At 35.7% G+C, this 22,654-nt stretch carries 26 protein-coding genes and 1 pseudogene; 18 read left to right on the top strand and 9 right to left on the bottom strand.

Features of this window, described 5'->3' with window-relative positions; translation table 11 throughout:
• Window positions 1-3: 3 nt before the first annotated feature.
• The gene (truD, locus tag ABGX27_07395; protein ID MEO2069318.1) at window positions 4-1,074 is read right to left on the bottom strand and encodes a tRNA pseudouridine(13) synthase TruD; all 1,071 of its coding nucleotides are present in this window, start codon (window positions 1,072-1,074) and stop codon (window positions 4-6) included.
• A gap of 67 nt (window positions 1,075-1,141) precedes the next feature.
• Between truD and ABGX27_07390 the strand changes: the two genes are divergently transcribed.
• From ABGX27_07390 to ABGX27_07345, 10 genes are all read left to right on the top strand, one after another.
• Complete coding sequence (locus tag ABGX27_07390; protein ID MEO2069317.1) at window positions 1,142-1,381, top strand: hypothetical protein; 240 nt, start codon at window positions 1,142-1,144, stop codon at window positions 1,379-1,381.
• Between the two features lie 141 nt (window positions 1,382-1,522).
• On the top strand, window positions 1,523-1,729 hold the full coding sequence (locus ABGX27_07385) for a cold shock domain-containing protein (protein MEO2069316.1): 207 nt from the start codon (window positions 1,523-1,525) through the stop codon (window positions 1,727-1,729).
• A 99-nt stretch (window positions 1,730-1,828) separates the two neighbouring features.
• Window positions 1,829-3,082, top strand: coding sequence for a DEAD/DEAH box helicase (locus tag ABGX27_07380; protein ID MEO2069315.1), 1,254 nt, complete (start codon window positions 1,829-1,831; stop codon window positions 3,080-3,082).
• A gap of 43 nt (window positions 3,083-3,125) precedes the next feature.
• Window positions 3,126-3,866 carry a DUF481 domain-containing protein gene (locus ABGX27_07375; protein ID MEO2069314.1) on the top strand — a complete coding sequence of 247 codons (741 nt, stop codon included), beginning with the start codon at window positions 3,126-3,128 and terminating at the stop codon, window positions 3,864-3,866.
• A 21-nt stretch (window positions 3,867-3,887) separates the two neighbouring features.
• A complete protein-coding gene (locus ABGX27_07370; GenBank protein ID MEO2069313.1) occupies window positions 3,888-4,439 on the top strand; it encodes a hypothetical protein in 552 nt (183 codons plus the stop codon).
• Window positions 4,375-6,849: a TIGR03936 family radical SAM-associated protein gene (locus tag ABGX27_07365; GenBank protein ID MEO2069312.1), complete on the top strand. Its 2,475-nt coding sequence runs from the start codon at window positions 4,375-4,377 to the stop codon at window positions 6,847-6,849. The genes ABGX27_07370 and ABGX27_07365 overlap by 65 nt, the downstream gene beginning before the upstream one ends.
• The gene (locus ABGX27_07360; GenBank protein ID MEO2069311.1) at window positions 6,836-8,338 is read left to right on the top strand and encodes an Rne/Rng family ribonuclease; all 1,503 of its coding nucleotides are present in this window, start codon (window positions 6,836-6,838) and stop codon (window positions 8,336-8,338) included. Before ABGX27_07365 ends, ABGX27_07360 begins: the two co-directional genes overlap by 14 nt.
• Before the next feature lie 13 nt (window positions 8,339-8,351).
• Window positions 8,352-9,299, top strand: coding sequence for an outer membrane protein assembly factor BamD (gene bamD, locus ABGX27_07355; GenBank protein ID MEO2069310.1), 948 nt, complete (start codon window positions 8,352-8,354; stop codon window positions 9,297-9,299).
• An 11-nt stretch (window positions 9,300-9,310) separates the two neighbouring features.
• Window positions 9,311-9,676 carry a ribosome silencing factor gene (rsfS, locus tag ABGX27_07350; GenBank protein MEO2069309.1) on the top strand — a complete coding sequence of 122 codons (366 nt, stop codon included), beginning with the start codon at window positions 9,311-9,313 and terminating at the stop codon, window positions 9,674-9,676.
• Window positions 9,673-10,086 carry a 23S rRNA (pseudouridine(1915)-N(3))-methyltransferase RlmH gene (locus ABGX27_07345; protein ID MEO2069308.1) on the top strand — a complete coding sequence of 138 codons (414 nt, stop codon included), beginning with the start codon at window positions 9,673-9,675 and terminating at the stop codon, window positions 10,084-10,086. Before rsfS ends, ABGX27_07345 begins: the two co-directional genes overlap by 4 nt.
• Before the next feature lie 694 nt (window positions 10,087-10,780).
• Here ABGX27_07345 and ABGX27_07340 read toward each other — a convergent pair.
• A complete protein-coding gene (locus ABGX27_07340; protein MEO2069307.1) occupies window positions 10,781-11,698 on the bottom strand; it encodes a TIGR01212 family radical SAM protein in 918 nt (305 codons plus the stop codon).
• Window positions 11,699-11,719: 21 nt separating this feature from the next.
• Window positions 11,720-12,094, bottom strand: coding sequence for a hypothetical protein (locus ABGX27_07335; GenBank protein MEO2069306.1), 375 nt, complete (start codon window positions 12,092-12,094; stop codon window positions 11,720-11,722).
• A gap of 76 nt (window positions 12,095-12,170) precedes the next feature.
• Here ABGX27_07335 and pgsA point away from each other — a divergent pair, with 76 nt between their 5' ends.
• The 8 genes and pseudogenes from pgsA (at window position 12,171) to ABGX27_07295 (ending at window position 17,805) form a co-directional block, all read left to right on the top strand.
• On the top strand, window positions 12,171-12,743 hold the full coding sequence (pgsA, locus tag ABGX27_07330) for an archaetidylinositol phosphate synthase (GenBank protein MEO2069305.1): 573 nt from the start codon (window positions 12,171-12,173) through the stop codon (window positions 12,741-12,743).
• Entirely contained in the window at window positions 12,740-13,771 is a 1,032-nt protein-coding gene (mltG, locus tag ABGX27_07325) for an endolytic transglycosylase MltG (protein ID MEO2069304.1), read from the top strand. The genes pgsA and mltG overlap by 4 nt, the downstream gene beginning before the upstream one ends.
• Window positions 13,731-14,891: an ATP cone domain-containing protein gene (locus tag ABGX27_07320; GenBank protein MEO2069303.1), complete on the top strand. Its 1,161-nt coding sequence runs from the start codon at window positions 13,731-13,733 to the stop codon at window positions 14,889-14,891. The genes mltG and ABGX27_07320 overlap by 41 nt, the downstream gene beginning before the upstream one ends.
• Complete coding sequence (gene crcB / locus ABGX27_07315; GenBank protein MEO2069302.1) at window positions 14,888-15,259, top strand: fluoride efflux transporter CrcB; 372 nt, start codon at window positions 14,888-14,890, stop codon at window positions 15,257-15,259. Before ABGX27_07320 ends, crcB begins: the two co-directional genes overlap by 4 nt.
• A gap of 24 nt (window positions 15,260-15,283) precedes the next feature.
• Window positions 15,284-15,892 (top strand): TIGR00296 family protein, encoded by a 609-nt coding sequence (locus ABGX27_07310; protein MEO2069301.1) that lies wholly within the window; start codon window positions 15,284-15,286, stop codon window positions 15,890-15,892.
• 10 nt (window positions 15,893-15,902) lie between these two features.
• The gene (locus ABGX27_07305; GenBank protein MEO2069300.1) at window positions 15,903-16,526 is read left to right on the top strand and encodes a site-2 protease family protein; all 624 of its coding nucleotides are present in this window, start codon (window positions 15,903-15,905) and stop codon (window positions 16,524-16,526) included.
• A gap of 10 nt (window positions 16,527-16,536) precedes the next feature.
• Entirely contained in the window at window positions 16,537-17,562 is a 1,026-nt protein-coding gene (locus tag ABGX27_07300) for a thymidine phosphorylase (GenBank protein MEO2069299.1), read from the top strand.
• A 12-nt stretch (window positions 17,563-17,574) separates the two neighbouring features.
• Window positions 17,575-17,805 (top strand): annotated as a pseudogene (locus tag ABGX27_07295) (hypothetical protein).
• On the opposite strand, the gene ABGX27_07290 reads toward ABGX27_07295, so the two are convergent.
• The 6 genes from ABGX27_07290 to rimP all read right to left on the bottom strand — a co-directional run bounded on the left by ABGX27_07290 (window position 17,802) and on the right by rimP (window position 22,534).
• Window positions 17,802-18,539 carry a methyl-accepting chemotaxis protein gene (locus tag ABGX27_07290; protein MEO2069298.1) on the bottom strand — a complete coding sequence of 246 codons (738 nt, stop codon included), beginning with the start codon at window positions 18,537-18,539 and terminating at the stop codon, window positions 17,802-17,804. The pseudogene ABGX27_07295 and the gene ABGX27_07290 overlap by 4 nt on opposite strands.
• Window positions 18,512-19,294, bottom strand: a complete 783-nt coding sequence (locus ABGX27_07285; GenBank protein MEO2069297.1) for an MBL fold metallo-hydrolase — start codon at window positions 19,292-19,294, stop codon at window positions 18,512-18,514. The genes ABGX27_07290 and ABGX27_07285 overlap by 28 nt, the downstream gene beginning before the upstream one ends.
• 91 nt (window positions 19,295-19,385) lie before the next feature.
• The gene (locus tag ABGX27_07280; protein ID MEO2069296.1) at window positions 19,386-20,369 is read right to left on the bottom strand and encodes a carbohydrate kinase family protein; all 984 of its coding nucleotides are present in this window, start codon (window positions 20,367-20,369) and stop codon (window positions 19,386-19,388) included.
• The gene (locus tag ABGX27_07275) at window positions 20,366-20,905 is read right to left on the bottom strand and encodes a YlxR family protein (GenBank protein MEO2069295.1); all 540 of its coding nucleotides are present in this window, start codon (window positions 20,903-20,905) and stop codon (window positions 20,366-20,368) included. Before ABGX27_07275 ends, ABGX27_07280 begins: the two co-directional genes overlap by 4 nt.
• Complete coding sequence (gene nusA, locus ABGX27_07270) at window positions 20,905-22,029, bottom strand: transcription termination factor NusA (GenBank protein MEO2069294.1); 1,125 nt, start codon at window positions 22,027-22,029, stop codon at window positions 20,905-20,907. Before nusA ends, ABGX27_07275 begins: the two co-directional genes overlap by 1 nt.
• A 16-nt stretch (window positions 22,030-22,045) precedes the next feature.
• A complete protein-coding gene (gene rimP / locus ABGX27_07265) occupies window positions 22,046-22,534 on the bottom strand; it encodes a ribosome maturation factor RimP (protein ID MEO2069293.1) in 489 nt (162 codons plus the stop codon).
• Window positions 22,535-22,654: the final 120 nt, after the last annotated feature.

The following is a 22,654-nucleotide window of genomic DNA, read 5'->3' as shown; positions in this document are numbered from 1 at the left end:
ATTTCAAACGGCATCGTACAAAAACCTTACTACGTTTGTTGCGTAAGAACCGGAAGGTAAGAAGAATTTTAAACGTATCCCTTCAGTTAGGTTTTCTACCTTAAATTCTTTTGGAAAAACAAAAGTCTCTCTTCTAAACCTATGGAAAAGTCCCCTAAATTTTAAGAGCCCTTCTATTTCTATCCCAAGTTCTTTCAGCTTTTCTTCATAAAAGGAATTTGAACTTTCAGGATGAAAGACAGGTAATTCTCTAGGAAGTTCCACTCTTTCTAAAGGGAAAAGCATAAATCCAAGTTTGTACTTGAAAGATAAGAAGTTTTTAGTCCTTTCCTCTATCAACTTTTTTAGCCACTCGTTAAAAAGATAGCTTTGTAAAACGTTCATTTGGAATTCAATTTCCGACTTTGGAATAAGTTTGAATGCTTCCTTAAATCCTCTTGGATTTTTTGAAAGAAAGAAACAAACTTTTTTTCTCCAACCTGTAAAAAATTTACTTGCAGCCTCAAACTTTCCTTCTATAAATAGCTTTTTTCCTTTCTTAATTTTTGAACCTTCCCAACCGGCAGGAGTGAAAAGATAGAGAATAGCTCCTTTTAAATCTTTCTTTGATATGTATTTTGCAAAAAATTCTCCATTTCTAACAGGAGTAAATCTTTGTTCCCCGTAGTAATTTGGAATTCCTACTTCTTCTAGAATCTTTATCCTATCCTCTTTTAATTTTCCCCCTCTAACTACTATTTCAAAAAAGTTTCCTTTTACTAAAGAAGGAGTAATTGATTCCTGAAGGTATCCCACAAAAGATAACTTTAAATTTTCCTTAGATATTTCCCTTAACTTAAATTTCCCTGGAATAGAAAGGAACTGTAAAGTTTCTGCATTCTTGTCTTTTAGTCCTCCATAAGAAATCACCTTTGGAGAAATTTTTGAAATTTTTGCTATGATATTTATAGCTTCTTGTGTTTCAAGGCCTACTTTGTAAAGTCTATAGACCTTATAAGTCCCTTTCTCTCTTAAGGGTTTCTTTAAGACCTCTACAACTTTAAAGTCCTTAGGATCTCTTTTTATCTTTGCCAACTTTAATTCTAAGTTGAGAATTCTTTGATACAATCAATTTTAGCAAAAAATTTTGGGAGGAAGCCCTATGAAACTCTATATTATTGTTTGTTCACCTAACTGTCCTCAGTGTGGCGAAGGTAGTTTTATTTTCGCTGAAGAACTTGAATTTCTTAATGATACCCACATAAGAGTAGTTGGATACTTTTCTTACAGTGAAAGCGTGAATGAATATAGGCGTCTTAAGAAACAAGGTGTTAAAAGGAGAACACTAATACTTCCTCAAAATGCCTACCAGTTTATTGAAGAAGTAGAAATAGAAGATTAATATTGACAAACTAAAAAATTGCCTTAAATTACAGCTAAGTTAGTTGAAGGCAGCATCGGAACACAATCAGCCCTGAAGGCATGCCGTTTCTGCCTTCAGGGCTTTTTTATTTTTGAGAAACTTTTAAGAGAGGTAAGACACATGGAGAAGTACACAGGAACAGTTAAGTGGTTCGACGCTAAGAAAGGCTACGGCTTTATCACAGCTGATAACGGACAGGACGTTTTCGTTCACTACACAGGAATCTCTGGAAATGGATTCAGAACTCTTGAAGAAGGAGAAAGAGTTTCTTTTAACGTTCAGGAAAGTGAAAAAGGTCTTAAAGCTGTAGAAGTAGAAAGACTTTAACAACAATAACAGTTGCCACGATTTCGTCTTGAAACGGCGGCGAGGTCGTGGCAATTTTTTTTATCAATCAACCATTTCATAAAGTATCAAGGAGAAAAAATGGAATTTACGTTCAGCAACCTTAGCCCAAAAGTTCAAAAATCTTTAGAAGAAATGGGATTTGAAAACCCAACTCCTATACAAAAAGAAGCTATTCCAACTGCACTTCAAGGATATGACATTGTAGGGCAAGCCCAGACAGGAACAGGAAAAACTGCCGCTTTTGGTATTCCCCTTGTAGAAAAAATAGACCCAAGAGAAAGAGCTGTTAAAGCAATTGTCCTTACACCAACAAGAGAACTTGCAATTCAGGTAGCCCATGAACTTTCTCTAATAGGAAAAAATAAAGGAATTTCTGCATATCCAATTTACGGTGGCGTTTCTATAGAAAAGCAGATAAACATCTTAAAAAGAGGAAAAAAACAAATAATTGTTGGAACTCCCGGAAGAGTAAAGGATCTAATAAACAGGGGCATCCTTAGACTTGATAATGTTAAGTTTGCAGTTCTTGATGAAGCAGACCAAATGCTTGATATGGGATTTATCGACGACATAGAAGAAATCTTAGAAAAAACTCCAAAAGAGAAACAAACTCTTTTCTTTTCCGCTACTATGCCAAGCGAAATAAGAAAGCTTATAAACAGATACTTAAAACGTGGCTATAAGACTGTGAGAATTGGAAAAGATTTAATAACTCCAAAAGTTCATCAGAAAGTTATTCTTGTAAAGAGTGAGGATAAGCTTAAAGTTCTTGAGAAAGTATTAAGAGAGAATCAAGAAACATTTACAATCGTTTTCGTTAAAACAAAGCGTGATGCAGCAGAACTTGAGAAGAAATTACAAGACAAAGGAATAAAAGCAAGAGCAATTCATGGTGATCTTTCTCAAAGAGCAAGAGAAAACGTTATGAAGTCCTTTAAGGAAGGAAGGATAAAAACCTTAGTTGCAACCGACGTAGCCGCAAGAGGAATTGACATTAAGAACGTTGGGCTTGTTGTAAACTACGAGCTTCCAGAGAACCCAGAAAGTTACGTTCACAGAATCGGAAGAACAGGAAGAGCTGGAAGAGAGGGAGTAGCAATAAGCCTTGTTGCCGATAGTGAAAAAAGAAGACTTTACAGAATAAAAGGTTTAAAAAATGTAAAACCTGAAAGATTCAAATACAACAACCTAAAAGCATTAAAAGAAGAGATACTCTCTCTAAATCCGGAAAAAATTCCAGAAGAAGCTAAAAAGCTTAGTAGAGAGCTGTTGAAAGAAATGGATGCAGAAAAGCTAGTATCTTTCTTTATTTCAAGACTACTCCAAAGCTAATATATAATTTGTCTTCCACACTTTAGGTTCCGGAAGGGAGTTAATGAGGTTAAAAACTTATCTTCTCTCTCTCTTCTTCCTTTTAATTCCTTTTGTAGCCTTTGGAGAAGATATCCAAGAGGAAAACAACACAGAAGAATACAAAAACCAAATAGAGATTTCTTACTCCGATTCTTCAGGGAATACTAATACTGAAACCCTCGCCGTTAAATATAAGTTACGTAAAGAATGGAAAAAAGCTAGGTTTTACTCAGATGGTTCTTATCTTTTAAAGTTTGATGAGGATGAAAAAACAACAGAACAGCTGGATATAGACAGCAGATTTGAGTTTGATTTAAGCGAAAGGAGTCTTTTCTTCCTTAAAAATTTCATAAAGAGAGATATTTTTGCCGGATATGACTTGAGAATCGGTCTTGGACCGGGTATTGGTTACCAAGTAATAAAGGAAGAAAAACAGAGCCTCAAAGTTTTCATCGGTATTGATTACACTTACAATGACTATACCGAAAATGGTGAAGAAACCTACACAGCTTTGGATATAAGTACAGAATACCAAAGACAATTTGTAAGGGATTTAACCTTTATCCAAAAAGCTTCCTATTTGGTATCTTTAAGGGATAGCAAGGACTATTTTGTTAACAGTGAAACTAAACTTGAAATTCCTATTACAAAGCGAACGATGCTTGGAATCTCGTATAAGATTGAATACCGCAACATTTTGCCAGACGAAGCTGAATATCACACTGATAAGCTGTTCCTTGTAAGTTGGATTTACAGGTTTTAAACTTCTATAAGGAGAAAAGAGATGGGCTTTCTACTGTTTCTAATTTTAGTCGCTGTAATCATATTTGTAGTACTACCAGCACTCAAGAGTAACAATTTATCCAAGAACTTTAATTCTAGAAATGTAGTAGAAATCAAAGGTCTTGATGGTTCTGTACTTAACTTTTCAGATGATGGTGTTTCCTACTTTAAGGATGGAAACTTTACCTTCTTTAGAGCTTCTGAAATAAAACGTTTTTCTTTTGAAAAACTTGAAGAGGATATCTACGAGATAAAAATCGACAACGGCAGAGAAATCATTAGAGTACCTGTTAGAAAAGAGGAGATTCAGAAACTTTTTAAAAGGACTCAAAGCGGTTATGATCCAAGTTTCCCATGGCTTTCTACAATTCTTGGTACAGCAGTAGGCTTCTTAATAGCAGACCTAATCGCAGATACCGTTCACGAAGCTTTTGCTTCTCAGGAAGAAAAAAGTGAAGAAGAAACGAAAGAATCAATAGAAACAGAAAATGAAAAAATTACAGACTATGACGATGGAGATTATGAAGACTTTGGCGATTTCGGAGATTTTTAAGGACGAAAAATTCTTACAGGAACTTTATAACGTTCAAAAACCTGCTTCTTACTTACCTTTGGAACTAAACCAAAGAGCTCCAAAATTTGAAGAAAGAACTGTAAGGTTCGTTATTACATATCCCGACTTGTATGAGGTCGGAAGTGCCCATATAGGTGGGAAAATCCTTTACCACATTATTAACAACTTAACCGATTTTGCCTTAATGCACAGAGCATACCTCCCTCGTCCTGATATGCAGAAATTAATGGAAAAGAAGGGAATTCCACTTTACACAATAGAGGCTTTACGTCCTGTAAAAGACTACGACCTTTGGGGATTATCCTTTTCATCAGAGCTTACGTTTACAAACGCTTTAAGGGTAATAAACCTAGCAAGTCTTTCCTACAAATGGGAAGAAAGGAAAGGTTTTCCAGTTATTTTTGCAGGTGGTCCCTGTATGTACAACCCTGTTCCTCTATCACCTTTTGTTGATTTTGTCTGTATTGGAGATGGCGAAGAGGTTCTCCTTGAAATAGCAAACTTAATGAAAGATATAAAACAGCAAGGAGGAAACAAAGAAGACTTTTTAAGTGAAGTTAGAAAAATAGAAGGTGTCTGGGTTCCAAAGTTTGGAAAGTATCCAGTAAAAAAAGCAGTCTTTGTTAAAGTTCCTGAAGGTTATTTTCCAACTTCTCACCCTGTTCCCATAGTAGAAACAGCCCAAGATAGAATTGCAGTAGAAGCTGCAAGAGGTTGTCTAAGAGGTTGTAGATTTTGCCAAGCTGGTTATATCTATAGACCTTACAGGGAAAGGAATAAAGAACTTATAAAGAAGCTGATAATAGAAACTTTCAAAAATACTGGATACGAAGAAGCTTCTCTCTCTTCCCTTTCAATATCAGACCATAGTAAGTTTAATGCCTTAGTTCCAGAGGTGATGACTGTCTGCTATGAAGAGATGATATCCCTCTCTTTACCGTCAATGAGAGTAAGAGGATTTAACCCAGATTTAGCATCTCAAATAATGCAGGTTAAGAAAACCGGTTTCACTTTAGCACCGGAAGCAGGATCAGATAGACTTAGAAGAATAATAAACAAAGAACTTACAAACGAAGACCTATTTAAAGCTGTGGAAGGTTTATTTTCTAGAGGTTGGGGAAGGCTAAAGCTTTACTTTATGATAGGTCTTCCGTTTGAACTTCAAGAGGACATAGAAGCTTTAGTAGATCTTTTGTGGCAAGTTTATAAGATTGGAAGAAAGTATAAAGGAAAAAAACATCTTGCAGCAGGAATATCCATTTTTGTTCCCAAACCTTTTACTCCGTTCCAATGGGAAAGGTTTGAAAGTGAGGAAGAGGTAAAAGAGAAGATAGATTTTATAAAGAAGAATTCTCCAAGAAGTTTCACCCTGAGATTTCACGATTATAGACAATCCCTAATTGAAGCTATCTTTACAAGAGGAGATGAAGAAACTTCAAAACTTTTAGAAGCGGCCTACCTTGAAGGATGTCAGCTTGACGGTTGGGATGAGTTCTTCAACTGGGACGGGTGGTTACGAGCATTTGAAAAAACAGGAATTGACATTGAAAAGATAACAGATAAAAGAAGCTTAGAAGAAGAACTTCCGTGGGACTTCATAGAAGGAGTAATAAGTAAGAAGTTTTTACTGAGAGAACTAAAGAAAGCCCAAAGTGAGGCTTGGACTCCTGACTGCAGAATAGTTGGTTGCCATGCTTGTGGCGTTTGCACTCCACAGCAGATAAAGGACTTAAAAAACTTTCCAATATCGGAAAAAATAGAGTTCAAAGTTCCTCCAAGACCGAAAAGAGAATTTCCTTTAAAAAGGAAAGTAGCTTTAATCTTTGAAAAGGTTGGTTTTGCAAAGTATTTATCTCTTTTGGACTTAACAAGAGCCTTCACAAGGACATTTAGAAAGTTTGGAGTTCCTCTAAGATACTCTCAAGGATTTAATCCTCACCCAAAAATTAACATAATACTTGGACTACCGGTAGGAGTGGAAGGCAAAGGAGAAGTTGTAGAAATAGAGCTTGTAGAAGAAAACTTCAACTTTGAAAAATTTATCTCTGAATCCTTAAATTTCTTACCAGAAGGTTTAAAGTTCAAAGAATTTATAGATTTAGAACCTAAAGAGAGCATTCTAAAGAGGATAAAAACCGTTACTTACACCATTACGCCTTTTAAGGATTACGACATAACTCCTCTCTTTGAAGAAAAGCAAGTTAACAGAAAAGGTAAAGAGATTATTCTCAAGGAACACATAAAGAAAATAGAAGAAAAAGATGGAAAGGTTAGAATTGAAATAAATGTTATAAACGGTAATATTTTGAACATTCAAGATATACTAAGTTGGATGAAATTATCTCTTGGGACGGCGAAAGTTGAAAGAGAAGAGCTTGTCAAAGCCTAAAAAACAGATACTGATAAACGTTCACACAAAAGAAGTTAGGATAGCAGTACTGGAAGACGGAGAGCTTGTAGAGTTTTATGTAGAAAGAAAGGAAAATAGAGGAATCGTTGGAAACATTTATAAAGGTAAAGTCTTAAAGATTGTTCCTGCTGTCCAGGCAGCTTTTGTTGATATTGGAATATCAAAGAAGGCATTCTTGTACGTTAGAGACGCTGTAAGCTTTGATTTTGAGGAAGATGACGAGCTCTTTGAAGAAAATGGAACGACAACTCAAGAAATAGAGCTACCTCCGATAGAGGAGGTTTTAACCCCTAACCAAGAGATAATAGTTCAGGTTTCAAAAGAGCCTATAGGGACTAAAGGACCACGAATAACCACTAACATAACAATTGCAGGACATTACCTTGTCCTTTTACCAACAGTAAACAAGATAGGAATATCAAGAAGAATTACCGACCAAGAAGAGAGAGAAAGACTAAAAGAAATAGCCCAAAAGATAAAACCAAAGGATTACGGAATTATCGTTAGAACAGCAGCAGAGGGAGCAAAAGAGGAGGATTTACGAAAAGATCTTGACTACATTCTTAAAGTTTGGAAAGGATTACTCGAAAAGGCCGAAAATAGACCTCCTCCAGCACTCCTTTATCAAGATTTGGAAATAGTTCCTAAAACTCTCAGAGACCTTCTAACAGAAGATGTAGGAGAGGTGATAATAGATTCTCGAAGAGAGTTTGAAAGAGCTGTAAGTTTTGCCAAAGCTTTTATTCCTAAGCTTTCTGGCAGAATAAAGTACTACAATGGAGAAGTGCCCCTTTTCCAAAAGTTTGAGGTTGAGAAAGCAATAGAGAAAGCCCTTTCTAGGAAAGTATATCTTCCAAACGGTGGTTACATCGTAATAGACGAAACGGAAGCTTTAGTTTCAATTGATGTAAACAGTGGAAAGTTTAAAAAGACAAAGAGCTTAGAGGAAACTGCTTTAAAGATTAACCTAGCTGCTGCTAAAGAGATTGCAAGACAGCTAAGATTAAGGGACATTGGAGGAATTATCGTAATTGACTTTATAGATATGAAGGAAGAAAAAAACAAAGAGCTACTTCTTAAAACTTTGGAAGAGGAGCTCTCAAAGGACAGGGCAAGAACTAAGATAGTAAGTATGTCCGACTTAGGACTTGTTGAAATGACAAGGAAACGGGTAAAGAAGAGTCTTGGAAAAACTCTTACAATGACCTGTCCTTACTGTGAAGGAAAGGGAAGGGTAAAATCTGTTGAAACTGTAGCTTTTGAAATAGAAAGGGAAATTCTTTCTCTACTAAAACTTTCCAATTCTAAAAGGAAAATTAGAGTTTATGCCAATCCATTGGTTGCCGAAAAACTAAAAAACGACGAAAAAGATATAATTGATAAATTGATGGAAACCTTTGATGTAGAGATAAAAATTGTTCCTGTCGAACACTACCACATTGAAAGGTTCACTGTTGCTAAAAGCTGAAAAGGAGGCTTTAGTGAAAAGAATAATTTTTGTTCTTTTAGCTTTCCTCTTTGTGTCTTGTGAAAGAATTCCTCAAACTGCACAAGGACTTTACCAAAAAGGAATAGAGGCTGCTAAAAAAGAAGACTACGGAAAAGCAATTGACTACTTAGAAAAAGCCTTAGAGAAGGAACTTTCAGCAAAAGAAAAAGAAATAGCTTTAATTACATTAGCCAATGCTTACTTTAACGAAAAAGATTTTGAAAACGCTGCTTTAAAGTATGAAGAATTTTTGACTCTATATCCTGCTTCTCCTTTTGCCAAAGACGCACTTTTTAGACTTGGAGTTTCTTACTTAAACCTAATAAAAGGCCCTGAATGGGATCAGACTTTCACTAAAAAAGCTATAGACTCTTTTGATGTTTTCATAATGAGATTTCCAGATGACAAAAGAGTAGAAAAAGCAAAACTCTACAAGAAAATGGCAAGGAAGGTCTTAGCTGAACACGAAATCTATATTGCTGGAACTTATGATATGTTAAGAAAGTTCACAGCTTCAATAGATAGATATGAAAAGGTTAAAGAGGAATTTTCAGATATAGAACCTGCTGATAGGTTAAACTACCTTCTTGGAAGAGCTTACTTTTTCACAAAGCTTGAAGCAGAAGAAGAAATAGAAAAACTCACTGAAAAACTTGAAACGGAAAGAGAAAGATTAAAGTCCAAAGACGAAGAAGAAAGGAAAGTAGCACTAAATAGAATAAAACTCATAAATAAAGACATAAAGAAATGGCAGGAGATTTCCCAAAAGAACTTTCTTAAAGGAAAGAGAATTTTAGAAGAAGTAGCAAAGAATTACCCCCAATCTCCTTACGGGAAAAAAGCCAAACTTATACTTAAAGGTGAAAAAATTCTTGACGTTGAACCAGTTGAAAATCCTATAAAACATTCTATATGGTGGAAAATAAAGAACACTCTTTAAAGGAGGAAAAGTTGGATACCTTAGAGAAGCTAAAACTAATAGTTTCAACAGGTTTAGATAAGAAAGCAGAAGATCCTGTAATCATAAATCTTAAAGACCTTACAACCCTTGCAGATTACTTTGTAGTTTTTACAGCTACTTCAGACACCCACGCAAGAACCATTGCAGACGAAATAAGAAAGAAGCTAAAAGACGCTGGAATTCTTCCTTTAAGTTTTGAAGGTTATGAAACTGCCAACTGGATACTGATGGACTATGGAGATATTATTGTTCACATATTTAAACCAGAGTTTAGAGAACTTTACAGCCTCGAAACTCTATGGATGGATGCCCCAAGAGTTGAAGTCTCAGAACTTTTACCAGAGGAAAGTTTATGAAACTTAGAGTTATAGCTGCTGGGAAAATTCCCTCCCATTTTGAAGAAGCCCAAGACTATTACCTAAAACGGATTAAGAACTTAGAAATCATTGAAGTTAAGAAACAAAGAACTAAAGAAGAAGAGGGAAGAAAACTTTTAGAAAAAGCGAAAGGTTTCATTGTTGCCCTTGACGAAAGAGGTAAAGAAATGACTTCCCTTGAGTTTGCCTCTTTCGTTCAAAAACACTCTTTTTTAACCTTCCTTATAGGTGGTGCTGATGGTCTATCCCAAGAAGTAAAGGAAAAAAGTAACTTCCTCCTCTCTCTTTCCAAAATGACCCTTCAACACGATGTTGCAAGAATTGTTCTATTGGAGCAAATATTTAGAGCTCTTGAGATAATAAGGGGAAGTCCTTATCATAGGGAGTAATTTTTGATTATTGGTCAAAGAGTTAGAAGAAGAAAGTAGCAAGGAAAAAGAAATTATTCACTAACTAATCTCTTTTAGCGTTCTAACAGCAATACTAATAAGAACTTTAGGAGTTTTTCCTTAATCCCTTCCACTTTTCAGGGCATTTCAAGGATATTCAGAAGTGATATTAGAATATTGGCAGAGACAGTCGCAATCCCTTCCACTTTTCAGGGCATTTCAAGCAGAATCTATACAGCGGAGTTTAGCAGAAACTCTGTTCTTGAGGTGTCGCAATCCCTTCCACTTTTTAGGGCATTTCAAGCTAATGAGGGAGAGGAAAAATATACAGAAGTTATACTGGAATTCTGGAAGTCGCAATCCCGTTCACTTTTTCGGGCATTTCAAGTTGATTAGAATTTGGACAGGAAAACCGTATCTTGTTGATCCGAAAGAGTCGCAATCCCTTCCACTTTTTAGGGCATTTCAAGAGAGGTCTTAGAATGGGACATTGAAAATCAACGCCTCCAAAATTTAAGTTTTCTATATAAATCTAATAAACATTCAGCCTAAACATCTATCGCCAAACAGGTCTCAAAACCTTGAAAGCCAATACTCTATTCATCCAAACTTTAGAATGGAGGCCAACTTCCCTTCTTCCAAGCCCTTCCTGACCTTATTCACTTTTCAAAGAACTAAAATTGGGAATATTATATCAAAATCTACACTTTGCACCCTGAAAAGTATCCCTTTCTTCAAACTCTTTCCTTATAAGTTCTATAACTTTCATCTTTTCTTTATGACTACACCAAGAAGGGGCTATTAAAAGGTCTTGAGGAGCTTCTCCGGTAATTCTTTGGATAACTGTATCTTTTGGGAGTCTTTCTATAAAATCAACAACCAATTTCACGTATTCTTCTAAGGATAAAAGTTCAAACTTTTCAGAAAGGTAAATTTTTTCTAGTGGAGTGTTCTTTATAACGTGCAAGGGGTGAAGTTTTACTCCATCAATTTTTAAACTTGCCAGAAAGTCTGCAGTTTCCATAATGTCTTCGTAATCTTCAGTTGGAAGTCCTAATATGATATGGGCACAAATTTTTATCTTTGTATATTTTCTCGTTCTTAAAACGGCATCTATGAAATCTGAAACTCCATGACCTCTATTCATCCACCTTAAAGACTTAAAGTGAGAGCTCTCAAGCCCATACTCTATCCAAACAAGATAGTTATCCGTGTAGGAATTAATAAGTTCCAAAACCTCATCCTGAACACAGTCAGGACGAGTTCCAACAATAAGTCCAACAACTTCTGGAAACTCCTTAATTATGTCGTATAGTGGCTTTAACTTTTCAATAGGTGCATAAGTGTTAGTATAGGCCTGAAAGTAAACCAAAAATTTTTTTGCCTTATAGCGTCTTTTTACCCTTTCTATACCTTCTAAAATCTGCTCTCTAACACTTTTTAGCCTTTTACTTTCGTCGTAATCCGACCCCGCATAGCAGTAAATACATCCCCCTTTCCCCTTAGAACCGTCCCTATTTGGACAGGTAAACCCTGCATCAACAGTAACTCTAAAGACCCTTTCTCCAAAAAGCTTTCTTAGATACTGTGAATAGGAAAAATATCTATCCATCTTCGAGTTCTCTATCTACCTTTATTCCTCTTCTTCCTCAAACTCGATTCCTATTGGAACGAATTCGGCAACATCTGAAAGTCCCCATTCATCAAACTTTTCCTTTCCAAGCTTCTCACACTCTAAAGGAACGGAAAAGATAAATCCTTCTCCTGACCTTCTACAATGCTCTGCAATCGTCTTTGCCTTAGCTTCAGCCTCAGGGGTTAAAATCGTTTGGCAGTCTTCCACTTGAACTGCTATTTGTCTCTGTTCCCCATCTTCATCAAAGAAAACAGCTAAAAAGTCTGGTAAATATTCTTCATCTCCTTCAGGCTCATAAAGCTCAAATCCTTCAGCATCCATTAATGCGGCCATCACTTCTATTAGCTCTTCTTTCGTTAATCTTTCTTCCATAGTTTCTCCTTTTAAAAGGTGTTGTAGATAGTATAATTTCAAAAATGCAAAAAGCCAAATTAAAGGTTTAAAGCTTATGGTTAGTTCCACAAGATTAAAGAATAAAGTTCAAGAAGTTTTGGAACCACTGGTTAAAGAGTTAAAAGTTTCTCCAAACGTTATTACCGTTTTAGGTTTTATCTTCTCTCTCCTTTCCGGAGTTTTCATAGGGATAGAGAGCTTAAATGTAGGTATTTTATTTTTCGTTCTTTCTGGTCTCTGCGATATGCTTGACGGTATAGTAGCAAGAATAAACGGAAAAACAACAAAGTTTGGGGCTTTTTTAGATTCATTCCTTGATAGATACGCAGATTTTTTCCCACTAATGGGGCTAGCAGTTCTAGGTTTTTATAAACAGGACTTTGTTTTATTCTTCTTTTCTCTTTTATCAATAGTAGGTTCATTTTCTACAAGCTATGCAAGGGCAAGAGCTGAGGGGCTTGGACTGGACTGCAAAGTAGGAATACTTGAAAGACCAGAAAGATTTTTCCTAATTTTATTTGGATTAGTTTCTGGACTTTTACACTACACACTTTTTATTTTAGCTATCCTTTCAAATATAACGGCATTTCAAAGACTCCTTTACGTTTGGGGAAAACTTAAGGAATGACAAGGTTCTTTTCCCTATTCCTTGTAATAACAGTTTTTATAGGTGGTTTATCAACCTTTTATTTTTACCATTCACTTACAGAAAAGAAAAAAGTAAATCTTGAACTAAAAGTTAAAAAAAACGAAACTGTAAAATCTGTTATAAAAAAATTAAAAGAAACTAAGGTTATAGAAAATGAAATTCCTCTTTATATTTACACAAAGTTTAGTAACGCGGAGATTAAGGCTGGTTGTTATAAATTGGAAGGAGAGCTTTCCCCTTTAGAGATCTTAAAGGAACTTTCTACCGGTTCTCCTTGTCTTGTCAAGATAACAATTAAAGAAGGAGATGACATATTTTCAATTGATAAACTCTTGAGCCAGAAAGGTTTTTGTAAAAAAGGAGAAGTTCTAAAACTTTCACGAGATAGTGCTTTCCTAAAAAACTTAAAAATTCCTTTCCTAGAAGGATTTATTTTTCCAGATACCTATTATGTAAATGAAGACGCTAGCTGTAAAGAAATAATAAAGCTAGCAGTAGAAAACTTTAAAAGGAAAACAAAAAACATCTTTGATAACTACGAGCCTCTAAAGCTTGTAAAAGATGCTTTGGGAAAGATTAACAAAGAGAAGATACTCATCGTTGCTTCGATAGTTGAAAAGGAAACCTCATTAGAAGAAGAAAAACCAATAATTGCAAGCGTTATTTACAATAGATTAAAAAGAAAAATGAAACTTCAGTGCGATCCAACAGTTCTTTATGCTTACAAAATGAAAGGAGTAGAAAAAGATAAACTCCATAAAGGGGACACCAATATCGCTTCTCCTTATAACACTTATTACATAAAAGGTCTTCCTAAAACACCTATCTGCAACCCTTCTCTTAGTTCAATAAAAGCAGCTATGTATCCAAAGGAAACTCCCTATCTTTATTTTGTTGCAAAGTGCAAAGGACACATATTCTCAAAAAGTTATAATCAACATTTAAAAGCAATCAGGAAAGTAAGAAATGCAAGGGAAGCGAAAAAGGAAACGTTATGTAATAGATAGTTCTGGAGAAAAGTATCCCTTTTCTCGGGGAGTTCTTGTAAGATCATTAACAAAAGCAGGACTTTCGGTAGATGATGCTTACAAATTGGCAGACGAAGTAGCTTCAAGCTTTCAAGGAACTATTCACTCTAACGAACTTGTTAGATTGGTTTACAAGCTTTTGAAAATTTCTCATGGCAAAAGAATCGCAGAAAAGTACAAGCAACTTGTTGAGGAAAGGGAAATTTTAGTTGCTGAAGAAGATGGAAAAACTTTTGTTCCTTTTTCTCGCGGAATCTTGGCAGGTTCCATACGTTCAACAGGAATAGATGTTCAACAAGCTTTTGAAATCGCTAAGGAAATAGCCGATTACCTGCAAGAGAAAGGTAAATTTAGAATAAAAAGAGCAGAGCTCCGAGATTTAACAAGCCAGTTCCTAAAAAAAAGACTAGGAAAAGAGTATGCTCAGAGATATATCCTCTGGCGAAAGATAAAAGAATTACAAAACCCCATAATAATTCTGATTGGTGGAGCAACAGGAGTTGGAAAATCCAAGCTTGCTGCGGAACTTGCTGGAATTTTAGAAATAAACAGAATGGCTTCAACAGATTCAATTAGAGAAGTAATGAGAAGAATGGTATCTCGAGAGCTTGTCCCTTCAATTCACGTTTCAAGTTATGAAACTGGAGATGTAATCTACAAGTTCGCAAGTTTGGATAAAGAACAAAAGATTATTTACGGTTTTCTTGACCAAACAGAAAAAGTTCTCACAGGTATTGAAGCTGTAATAAATAGAGCAATTAAGGAAAACGTAAGCTTAATAGTAGAAGGAATCCATCTGATACCAGGAATTTTTGAAAAGCTAAAAGGTAGAGCTTACATCATCCATCTTATACTAACCACTCTTGATGAAGAAATACACAAAAGCAGGTTTAGAACAAGAGAGAAAACCTCCCAAAGAACAAGCAAGAAATACCTTAGAAATTTTAAAGCAATAAGGTTAATTCAAGATTTTCTTTATAAAACAGCACTAGAAAAGAATATACCGGTAATAGAAAACATAGACTTTGACGAGACAAGAGAGAAAGCTATAGAAATAATTACAAGTCAGCTCATAAAAGAGGTAGGAGTAAAAGTATGACTCTCCTTTACGTTGGACTTGGAGGTTTCTTCGGAGCTATTTTTCGTTTTTTAATCTCTGGTTTTTTGCAAAAACTTTTTGGAATTTCATTTCCAGTTGGAACTTTAGGAGTAAACGTTATTGGAAGTTTCTTAATAGGTTTTCTAGTAATGCTATTTGAGAACGTAATAGCCCCAGAGTGGAAAGCTTTCTTTATTACAGGTTTTTTAGGGGCTTTAACAACGTTTTCAACCTTTAGTTTTGAAACGGTAGTTCTAATTCAAGAAGGTGTATATCAAAAGGCCATTCTTAATATTTTTCTTAACGTTACCTCATGCTTAATGGCTACTATTTTAGGAATGAACCTTTTTAGACTTATATTTAAATAGGTTAAACACTTTCAGGGAGAAATAATGAAACTTTTAGACTTACAAGAAGGAAAATTCTTAGTAAAACTCGCAAGATCTTCTATAGAAGAATACTTAAGAAAAGGAATAAAAATAGAACCTCCAGCAAATACTCCTGAAACCCTTTTTGAAGAAAGGGGAGTTTTTGTCACTTTGAAAACATATCCATCACAAAACTTGAGAGGCTGTATTGGGTATCCGGAACCGATAATGCCTTTAGTTTTTGCAACGATTGACGCTGCAATCTCTGCAGCAACAAGAGATCCAAGATTTTATCCTGTAAACTTAGAGGAACTTCCTAACTTAACTGTGGAAACTACAGTCTTAACTCCTCCGCAAGCCTTAAACGTTCTACCAGATGAACTTCCAAAAGCTATAAAAGTGGGAAGAGATGGACTCATCGTAAGGTACGGCATGGCAGCAGGACTACTACTTCCGCAGGTCCCTGTTGAATGGGGATGGGATGAAAGAGAATTCTTATCTCAAACTTGTGTAAAAGCTGGTCTTCCACCAGACTGCTGGCTTGACCCAAGGTGCAAGTTTTTCAAGTTCCAAGGACAAATATTTACAGAAGTTGAACCTTACGGAGAAGTTGTAGAAGAACCTTTAAAATAAGGAGGACAGGTTGATAGATTGGTTTCAAAACCTGATAATATCGCTACCTGCTATTCTTTGGGCTATTACCGTTCACGAGTTTGCTCACGGATTTGTAGCTTATAAACTTGGAGACCCAACTCCTAAAATTTCAGGAAGGTTAACATTAAATCCTTTTGCTCATTTAGATATTATCGGTTTCTTAGCTCTTTTGCTTGTTCACTTTGGTTGGGCAAAACCTGTAATGGTAAATCCAAGAAACTTCACAAGAGTTAACCAGAATTTAGGAGAAATTCTTGTTGCATTTGCAGGTCCATTTTCAAATTTCTTAAGTGCCTTTGTAAGTATTCTCTTTATCAAGTATTTTCCTTTTACTGTTCTACCCCCAAATATTGCAGAACCCTTATTTTTAATCTTCAAATACAGCGTATTTATAAACGTTGCTTTTGGAATATTCAACTTACTGCCAATTCCTCCTCTTGACGGTTCCAAAATCCTTGAGGCAATCCTTCCTCCCAAACTTTATTTAACTTACAAGAAAATAGAACCTTATGGACCAATTATTTTAATTATCCTCGTAATAAGCCCTTTCTTAAGCTGGATACTTGCACCAATGGTTAGAGGTTTGATTTACTTTATGTATTCAATAGCATAAAGGAAAAACAATGCTTTTTAAAGAACTTATAGAAAAGAAAAAGAAAGGAGAAAACTTTTCCCGAGAGGAAATCGCATTTATTGTCGATTCTTACGTTTTTGGAGAAGTTTCTGATTACCAAATGGCGGCCCTTCTAATGGCAATCTACTTTAACGGCCTTTCCTATGAAGAGACTCTTTACCTTACAGAATCTATGCTAAGGAGTGGAGAAACAATAAACCTTCAAGTTGATGGAACAATAGTAGACAAACACAGTACAGGTGGTATCGGGGATAAAGTCTCCTTAGTTCTTGCACCCGTTTTAGCGGAAATGGGATTTAAAGCTCCTTTCCTTGCTGGAAGAGGTTTAGGATTTACAGGTGGAACCATTGATAAACTTGAAAGCACCGGAATGAAGGTTGAATTAACAAAAGAAGAAATAGAAGATGTTCTAAAAAAGTTTGGCTTCTCAATATCTGCCCAAACAAAAGAAATTGCTCCTGCTGATAGGAAGATATATGCTCTAAGGGATGCTACTTCTACAGTAGACAGCATTCCTCTTATAGTCTCAAGTATTCTAAGTAAAAAGCTTGCTGTAAACACGGAAGCTATCGTATTTGATGTCAAAGTTGGAAGTGGAGCATTTATGAGAGATTTAAAAAGCGCAAAAGAATTAGCAACTAGCCTTGTTAATGTCTCAAGGCTTTATGGCAAAAAAGCTGGAGCTTTGATAACCGAGATGGGACAACCTCTGGGAAGATATGCTGGAAATGCCCTTGAAGTAGAAGAGTCTATAAAAGCTTTATCTGGAGACATAGAGGAGGACCTTTTAGAAATTACAACTTCTTTAGCAGGGTATTTATGTGAATTAACAAATACAGCTACTTTTAACAAAGGAAAAGAGAAAGCAAAAGAGATAATACTTTCTGGAAAAGCTGTAGATAGGTTCGTTAACTGGGTTGAATATCTTGGGGGAAGTTTAGAACTAAAAAAAGCAAAAAATAGAAAAGAAATTCTTTCTGATAAAAGGGGATACATAGCCTCAATAGATGGATAGGATCTTGGGTACCTTTTGACTGAAATGGGAGGCGGAAGGAAAAAAGCAGAAGAAACTATAGACTACTCTGCAGGACTAAGGTTTTACAAAAAAGTGGGCGATCTTGTGAACGAAGGAGAACCAGTAGGAGAAATAATATATAACGAAGGTAACTCAAAAATATTTACATCTAAGTTTCTAAAAGCCTTTAGAATATCCGAAAAGAAAGTTCCTAAACCTTCACTAATCAAAGAGAAAATTTAACTAAGTAATCTCTTAATGGTACTTACAATATTTACTTTCACTCCTGAAAGAATTTGAAATATCTTCTGAATACCTGCAGAGATTCCAGAAAGACCTTTTATGTCGTTGATAACCCGCGATTGTTCCTTGTAAACTACATCAAGTTCATTTGATATAGAAACCACATTTTCTATATCAGCTACCATTTTATCACTGCTTTCCCTAAGCTGTTCAATAGCAACAATACTCTTTTTCAGCTTTAGCAGTTTCTCATCAATTTCCTTATCGATAGACTTTATCTCCTCAATGAACTTAAACGTATCCTTTGCCATAGTCCTTATTTCGTTTGCAACTACAGCGAAATTCCTGCCAGCTTCTCCGGCCCTTGCTGCCTCAATGGAGGCGTTAATTGCTATAAGTTCTGTATGTTCAGCTATCTTCTCTATACTTTCAAGAGAACGTCTCATATCGTTTAAGCTTCCATAAAGCTTTTCAAACTCACCTGATATCTCCATAAGTTCTCTCATTAAGGGCATAAACTTATCAACAAAGAGTTTAAGGTCTTCAGATATTTTCTTTAAAGTCTCCACATCTTTAGCAATGATTTTGTTATTTTTTAGAAAGACCATCTCTATTTCTTCTACCAAAGTCTCTATGGTCTCTGCCATTCTTTTCTGAGATAGATAACACCTTTCAAGTCCAGAAAGTGCTTTTGACAAGCTGTCTATTAATTTTGTAGTAGATCTACTCCGCATTTTAAGTTCTCCATAAACTTTATAAAGTATTTAACATACTCTTCCGGAATTATTGCTCCATGCTGAGGCAAAATAGCTTTTATCTCGTAATTTTTTACTCTCTCAGCCCAAGCTTTACTAACTTTATTGCTACACATTAAGATACGATGAGGAAGGTATATAAGGTCAAGGTGCTTCACCCAGTCCTTTACTACCAAGTAATTAAACTTTCCAAGAGCAATTCCTATATCACCAGTAAACAAAAACTTGGAAACCGGGTCGTAAAGAGAAAAATGGTTAGGAGAATGTAAATAGTGAGCAGGAATAACATCTATTGGTGTTTTTCCAAGATTCATATTTCCACCTTCAGCAGGAATAGGATAAACCGCTTCTTCGACATCTTCTACACCAAAATGTGGTAAGAACCTTGTCCAAAGTTCCCCTATCGCTATTTTCACCTCTGGACAAACGTCTTTCCACATAGGTAAAGAACCGCAAACATCAGGATCTTGATGACAAAAGTAGATATATTTAATTCTGTCAAGGGAAATGTACTTTGAAACATTAGAAACTATTAAAGAAAAAAGATGATATCCTCCCGGATCTATAAGTAATCCCTCATTATTGTCAACAACAAGGTAAGAAAGAACATCTACAGCACCGGTTGAAGAACTTATTCCTCTACTCCCTAAATAAACAACCTTATGTTTCCCATCATCATAAAGAACTATATCTTCCTTTGGGTCAAGGTCAGGAGAAACATTGTAGACCCCCATGTTTCCTCCAGCAATGATAAATTTTTCTTATTTTACTAAATGAATAACTTTCTTTAAGACTTTACCCTTAGTTACCTTTCCGACTTCTTCCTTACTTATCGTCTATGATAGTTTGCAACTTTAAACTTTTCTCACAAGTTTTGGGTTCTGGAAACCTCTCTTTGAAAAACTCCTCATACCTTTTCATTACCTTTTCCCACGTAGGAAGGCTCACCTGCGCACCTTCTGCCTCAATTGTAAAGGAAGCAACAGTTGAGGCAATTTTTGCAGCTGAAAGAACATCGTACCCTTTTAAGAGTGCCACAAGGAAACCTGCTCTATGGGAATCACCTGCACCTGTCGGATCAACAAGCTTTTTAGGCCTAACGGCAGGAACTTTGAAGGTTTTTCCTTTAAGAACCACTAAAGAACCTCTTGCCCCCAAAGATACGCACATAAGTTTTGGTCCCCTTATTTCTTCTAAACTCCTGAGTTTTAAGATCTCCTTTATCCTCTTGGCTTCATACTTGTTCATAAATAAAAGATCTACATACTTTAAAAGTCTTGCTACTCTATAAGGATAAGTAAAAGTTTCCTGTCCAGGATCAAAGCTTATAATGTTCTTAAAAGGATGATTCTTCAAAAGTTTATAGTAGAACTCAAAATGTCCTGTTGAAAAGTGAAGGACTCTGTAATTTTTACAAAGTTCCAAAGCCAAGTTCTCATTCTTGAATAAAAGCTCTGCTGTTCCTTTCTTGTCTTCATAGTAGTAGATTATTTGATCATCACTATCTTGCTTGCTAATTATGAAACTTCTTGGCATTGGAAAACTTTCTGCCTTGATAACTCCTCTTATATCTACTCCCTGTTCTTCCAAACATTTTTTGTAACTTAACTTCTCAAAGTCATATCCAGAAACAGCAAATATTCCACTTTTTGCAGAAAGCCTTGCCGCCGCAACGGCAACATTTGATCCTGCTCCTCCATAGGTATAACGGAATTTTCCAGCCAAGACGGTTTCGTTAGGAGAGGCAAACTTTTTTACTACAAGAACATTATCAACGACAATACTTCCAAAAGCTAAAATATCCCTCAAGATTTCTCCTTAGATGCTGTAAGTTTCAAAAGTTTTCCCCCTACATTCTTTAAAGTTCTTCCTATACCAACGTTTTCAACAAATACAGCTCCGATAGATGTATCTTTTCTCAAAGAGTTTCCTATCTCGAAAGAATCAAAAAGGTTATCAACAACTAAAAAATTCTCTCTTATCAATCTTTTTTTTGTTTTCTCGCTTAAATCTTTAGCCAAGATGAGCGTTCCTTCTCTATCGTAAAGAGGCTTTATGTTATCCTGACCAATAACCGTAATACCGGTTTTGTGGGAAAGAGAGAGAAGGTGTAGAAAATAACCCTTTAGAGTTTTAACTGTATATTCGTAAACTTCTTGAGGATCTACCTTTCCCTTAAACTGTTTCTTTACAAACTTCTTTATACATTCAAAATCTGGACAAACGTTTAAACCCCTACCCGGTAATTTCCTTGCTACATCAGGTAGGGGTTTCCCTTCAAATTCGACAAATCTTATAAAGTCCTCAATCTCCCCCTTCTTTTTGCAACTTACACAAGTTCTCATTACTCCTCTTCCATTGCTTCAAGTTCTTCAAGCTTCTTAAAGTCGCTCTCTTTAATTATGTCTATTCCAACTATTTGTCCAACAAGTTTTGAAGCAAGACGGGCATTAACTCCATGTTTTCCTATAGCCAAAGAAAGTTGATCATCAGGAACCACAACTTCTACTCTAAGCTCCCCATTTTCATCTTCGTAAGAATCATAGTGAAGAACTTTAGCAGGAGACAAAGCCCTTGCAACAAGTTCAGCTACATCATCAGACCATCTAATAATCTCTATCTTTTCTCCAGAAAGTTCCTTAGAAATAGGAACTATTCTATTTCCTTTAACTCCTATACACGCTCCAACCGGATCTATAAAATCTTCCTTTGCGTCTACTGCAACCTTTGCTCTAACGCCCGGTTCCCTTGCTACAGCTTTTATTTCAACAAGTCCTTCTGCTACTTCCGGAATTTCTATCTCGAGAAGTCTCTTTAAAAACTTAGGGTGAGTTCTTGAGAGAATAACGTATGGAGGTTGGTAATCATCAATTTTTGAAGGCTTTCTCCTGTTGTACCTTTTATAGTCAAAAACAACATCGTAAATGTAAGCTCTTATCCTTTCTCCTATTTTGTATTTTTCCTTTGGAATCTGTTCCTCTTTTGGAAGAATACCTATAATCCTTCCAAGCTCTAAAACGATATCACCGTTTCTCCTTATTTCCTTAACAGTTCCAGAAATTACATCTCCTATCTTCTCTTTAAAGTAGTCAAAGAGAGCTCTTCTTTCTGCATAGGAAATCTTTTCATGTATTGCCTGTGCCGCAGCTTTTGCTGCAATACGTCCTAGTTCCTCCGTCTTTATTTCAACAAGAACTTTATCTCCAAGTTTTACATTTTCCCCAAAAAGCTCTCTCGCTTCTTCAAGGGAAATTTCGTAGTTAGGATCCTTTACCTCTTCTACAACGGTTTTTTCCTGAAAAATTCCAAAGTCCTTGCCGTCTTCATCTATCTTAACGACAAGATGTCCTTTATATCCAGCCTTTCTTGCTGCGTTAATAATTCCTATTTTTACAGCTTCAATAACATCTTCTTTTGAAATCCCTTTTTCTCTACATACAAGTTCTATTGTTTTACCAAGACTTTCCATAAGTTATCCTCCTTATTTACTTGTTGAAAAGAGAATCTATATCTACCCTTGCACTCTTAATGTTCTCGTAAGGTATCTCAACCTGTGCATTTCTTGATACGTCATGGATAACTACACCATCTTCCGTAGTTGAAATAACTTCTCCTTTAAAGTTTCTTTGGTTATCCATCGGTTCTAAAGTTTTAACCTTTACTACTATGCCAATGTGCCTCTCAAAATCTCGCTTAGTCTTTAAAGGTCTATCAAGACCTGGAGAAGAAACTTCGAGATTGTAAGAATGGGGTATTAAGTCCTCCACATCAAGAAGTGTCCCTATTCTTTCACTAATCCATTGACAATCGGATATAGTAATACCGCCAGAAGGTCTATCGGCATAAATCCTCAAAACCCAACCAACAGGTTCTCTTACAAATTCTATATCCACAAGCTCAAAACCACCTTCTTCTAAAATTGGCAAAAGAAGTTCCCTTACTCTATCCACAACCTCTTGGATTCTTTCTTCCATGGTAAACCTCTTAAAAGACTTAATAAATAAAAAGGAGCGACCCCTTTCGGAGCCGCTCTAAACAGCTCTAGGAATATGAGTGCGATGAACACAAGACAATCGCTAAGAAAGAAATTTAGT

The sequence above is a fragment of the Desulfurobacteriaceae bacterium genome (assembly GCA_039832905.1).
In the GTDB taxonomy this organism is placed as follows: domain Bacteria; phylum Aquificota; class Aquificia; order Desulfurobacteriales; family Desulfurobacteriaceae; genus Desulfurobacterium.
This window is presented reverse-complemented; position numbering and strand designations above follow the sequence as displayed.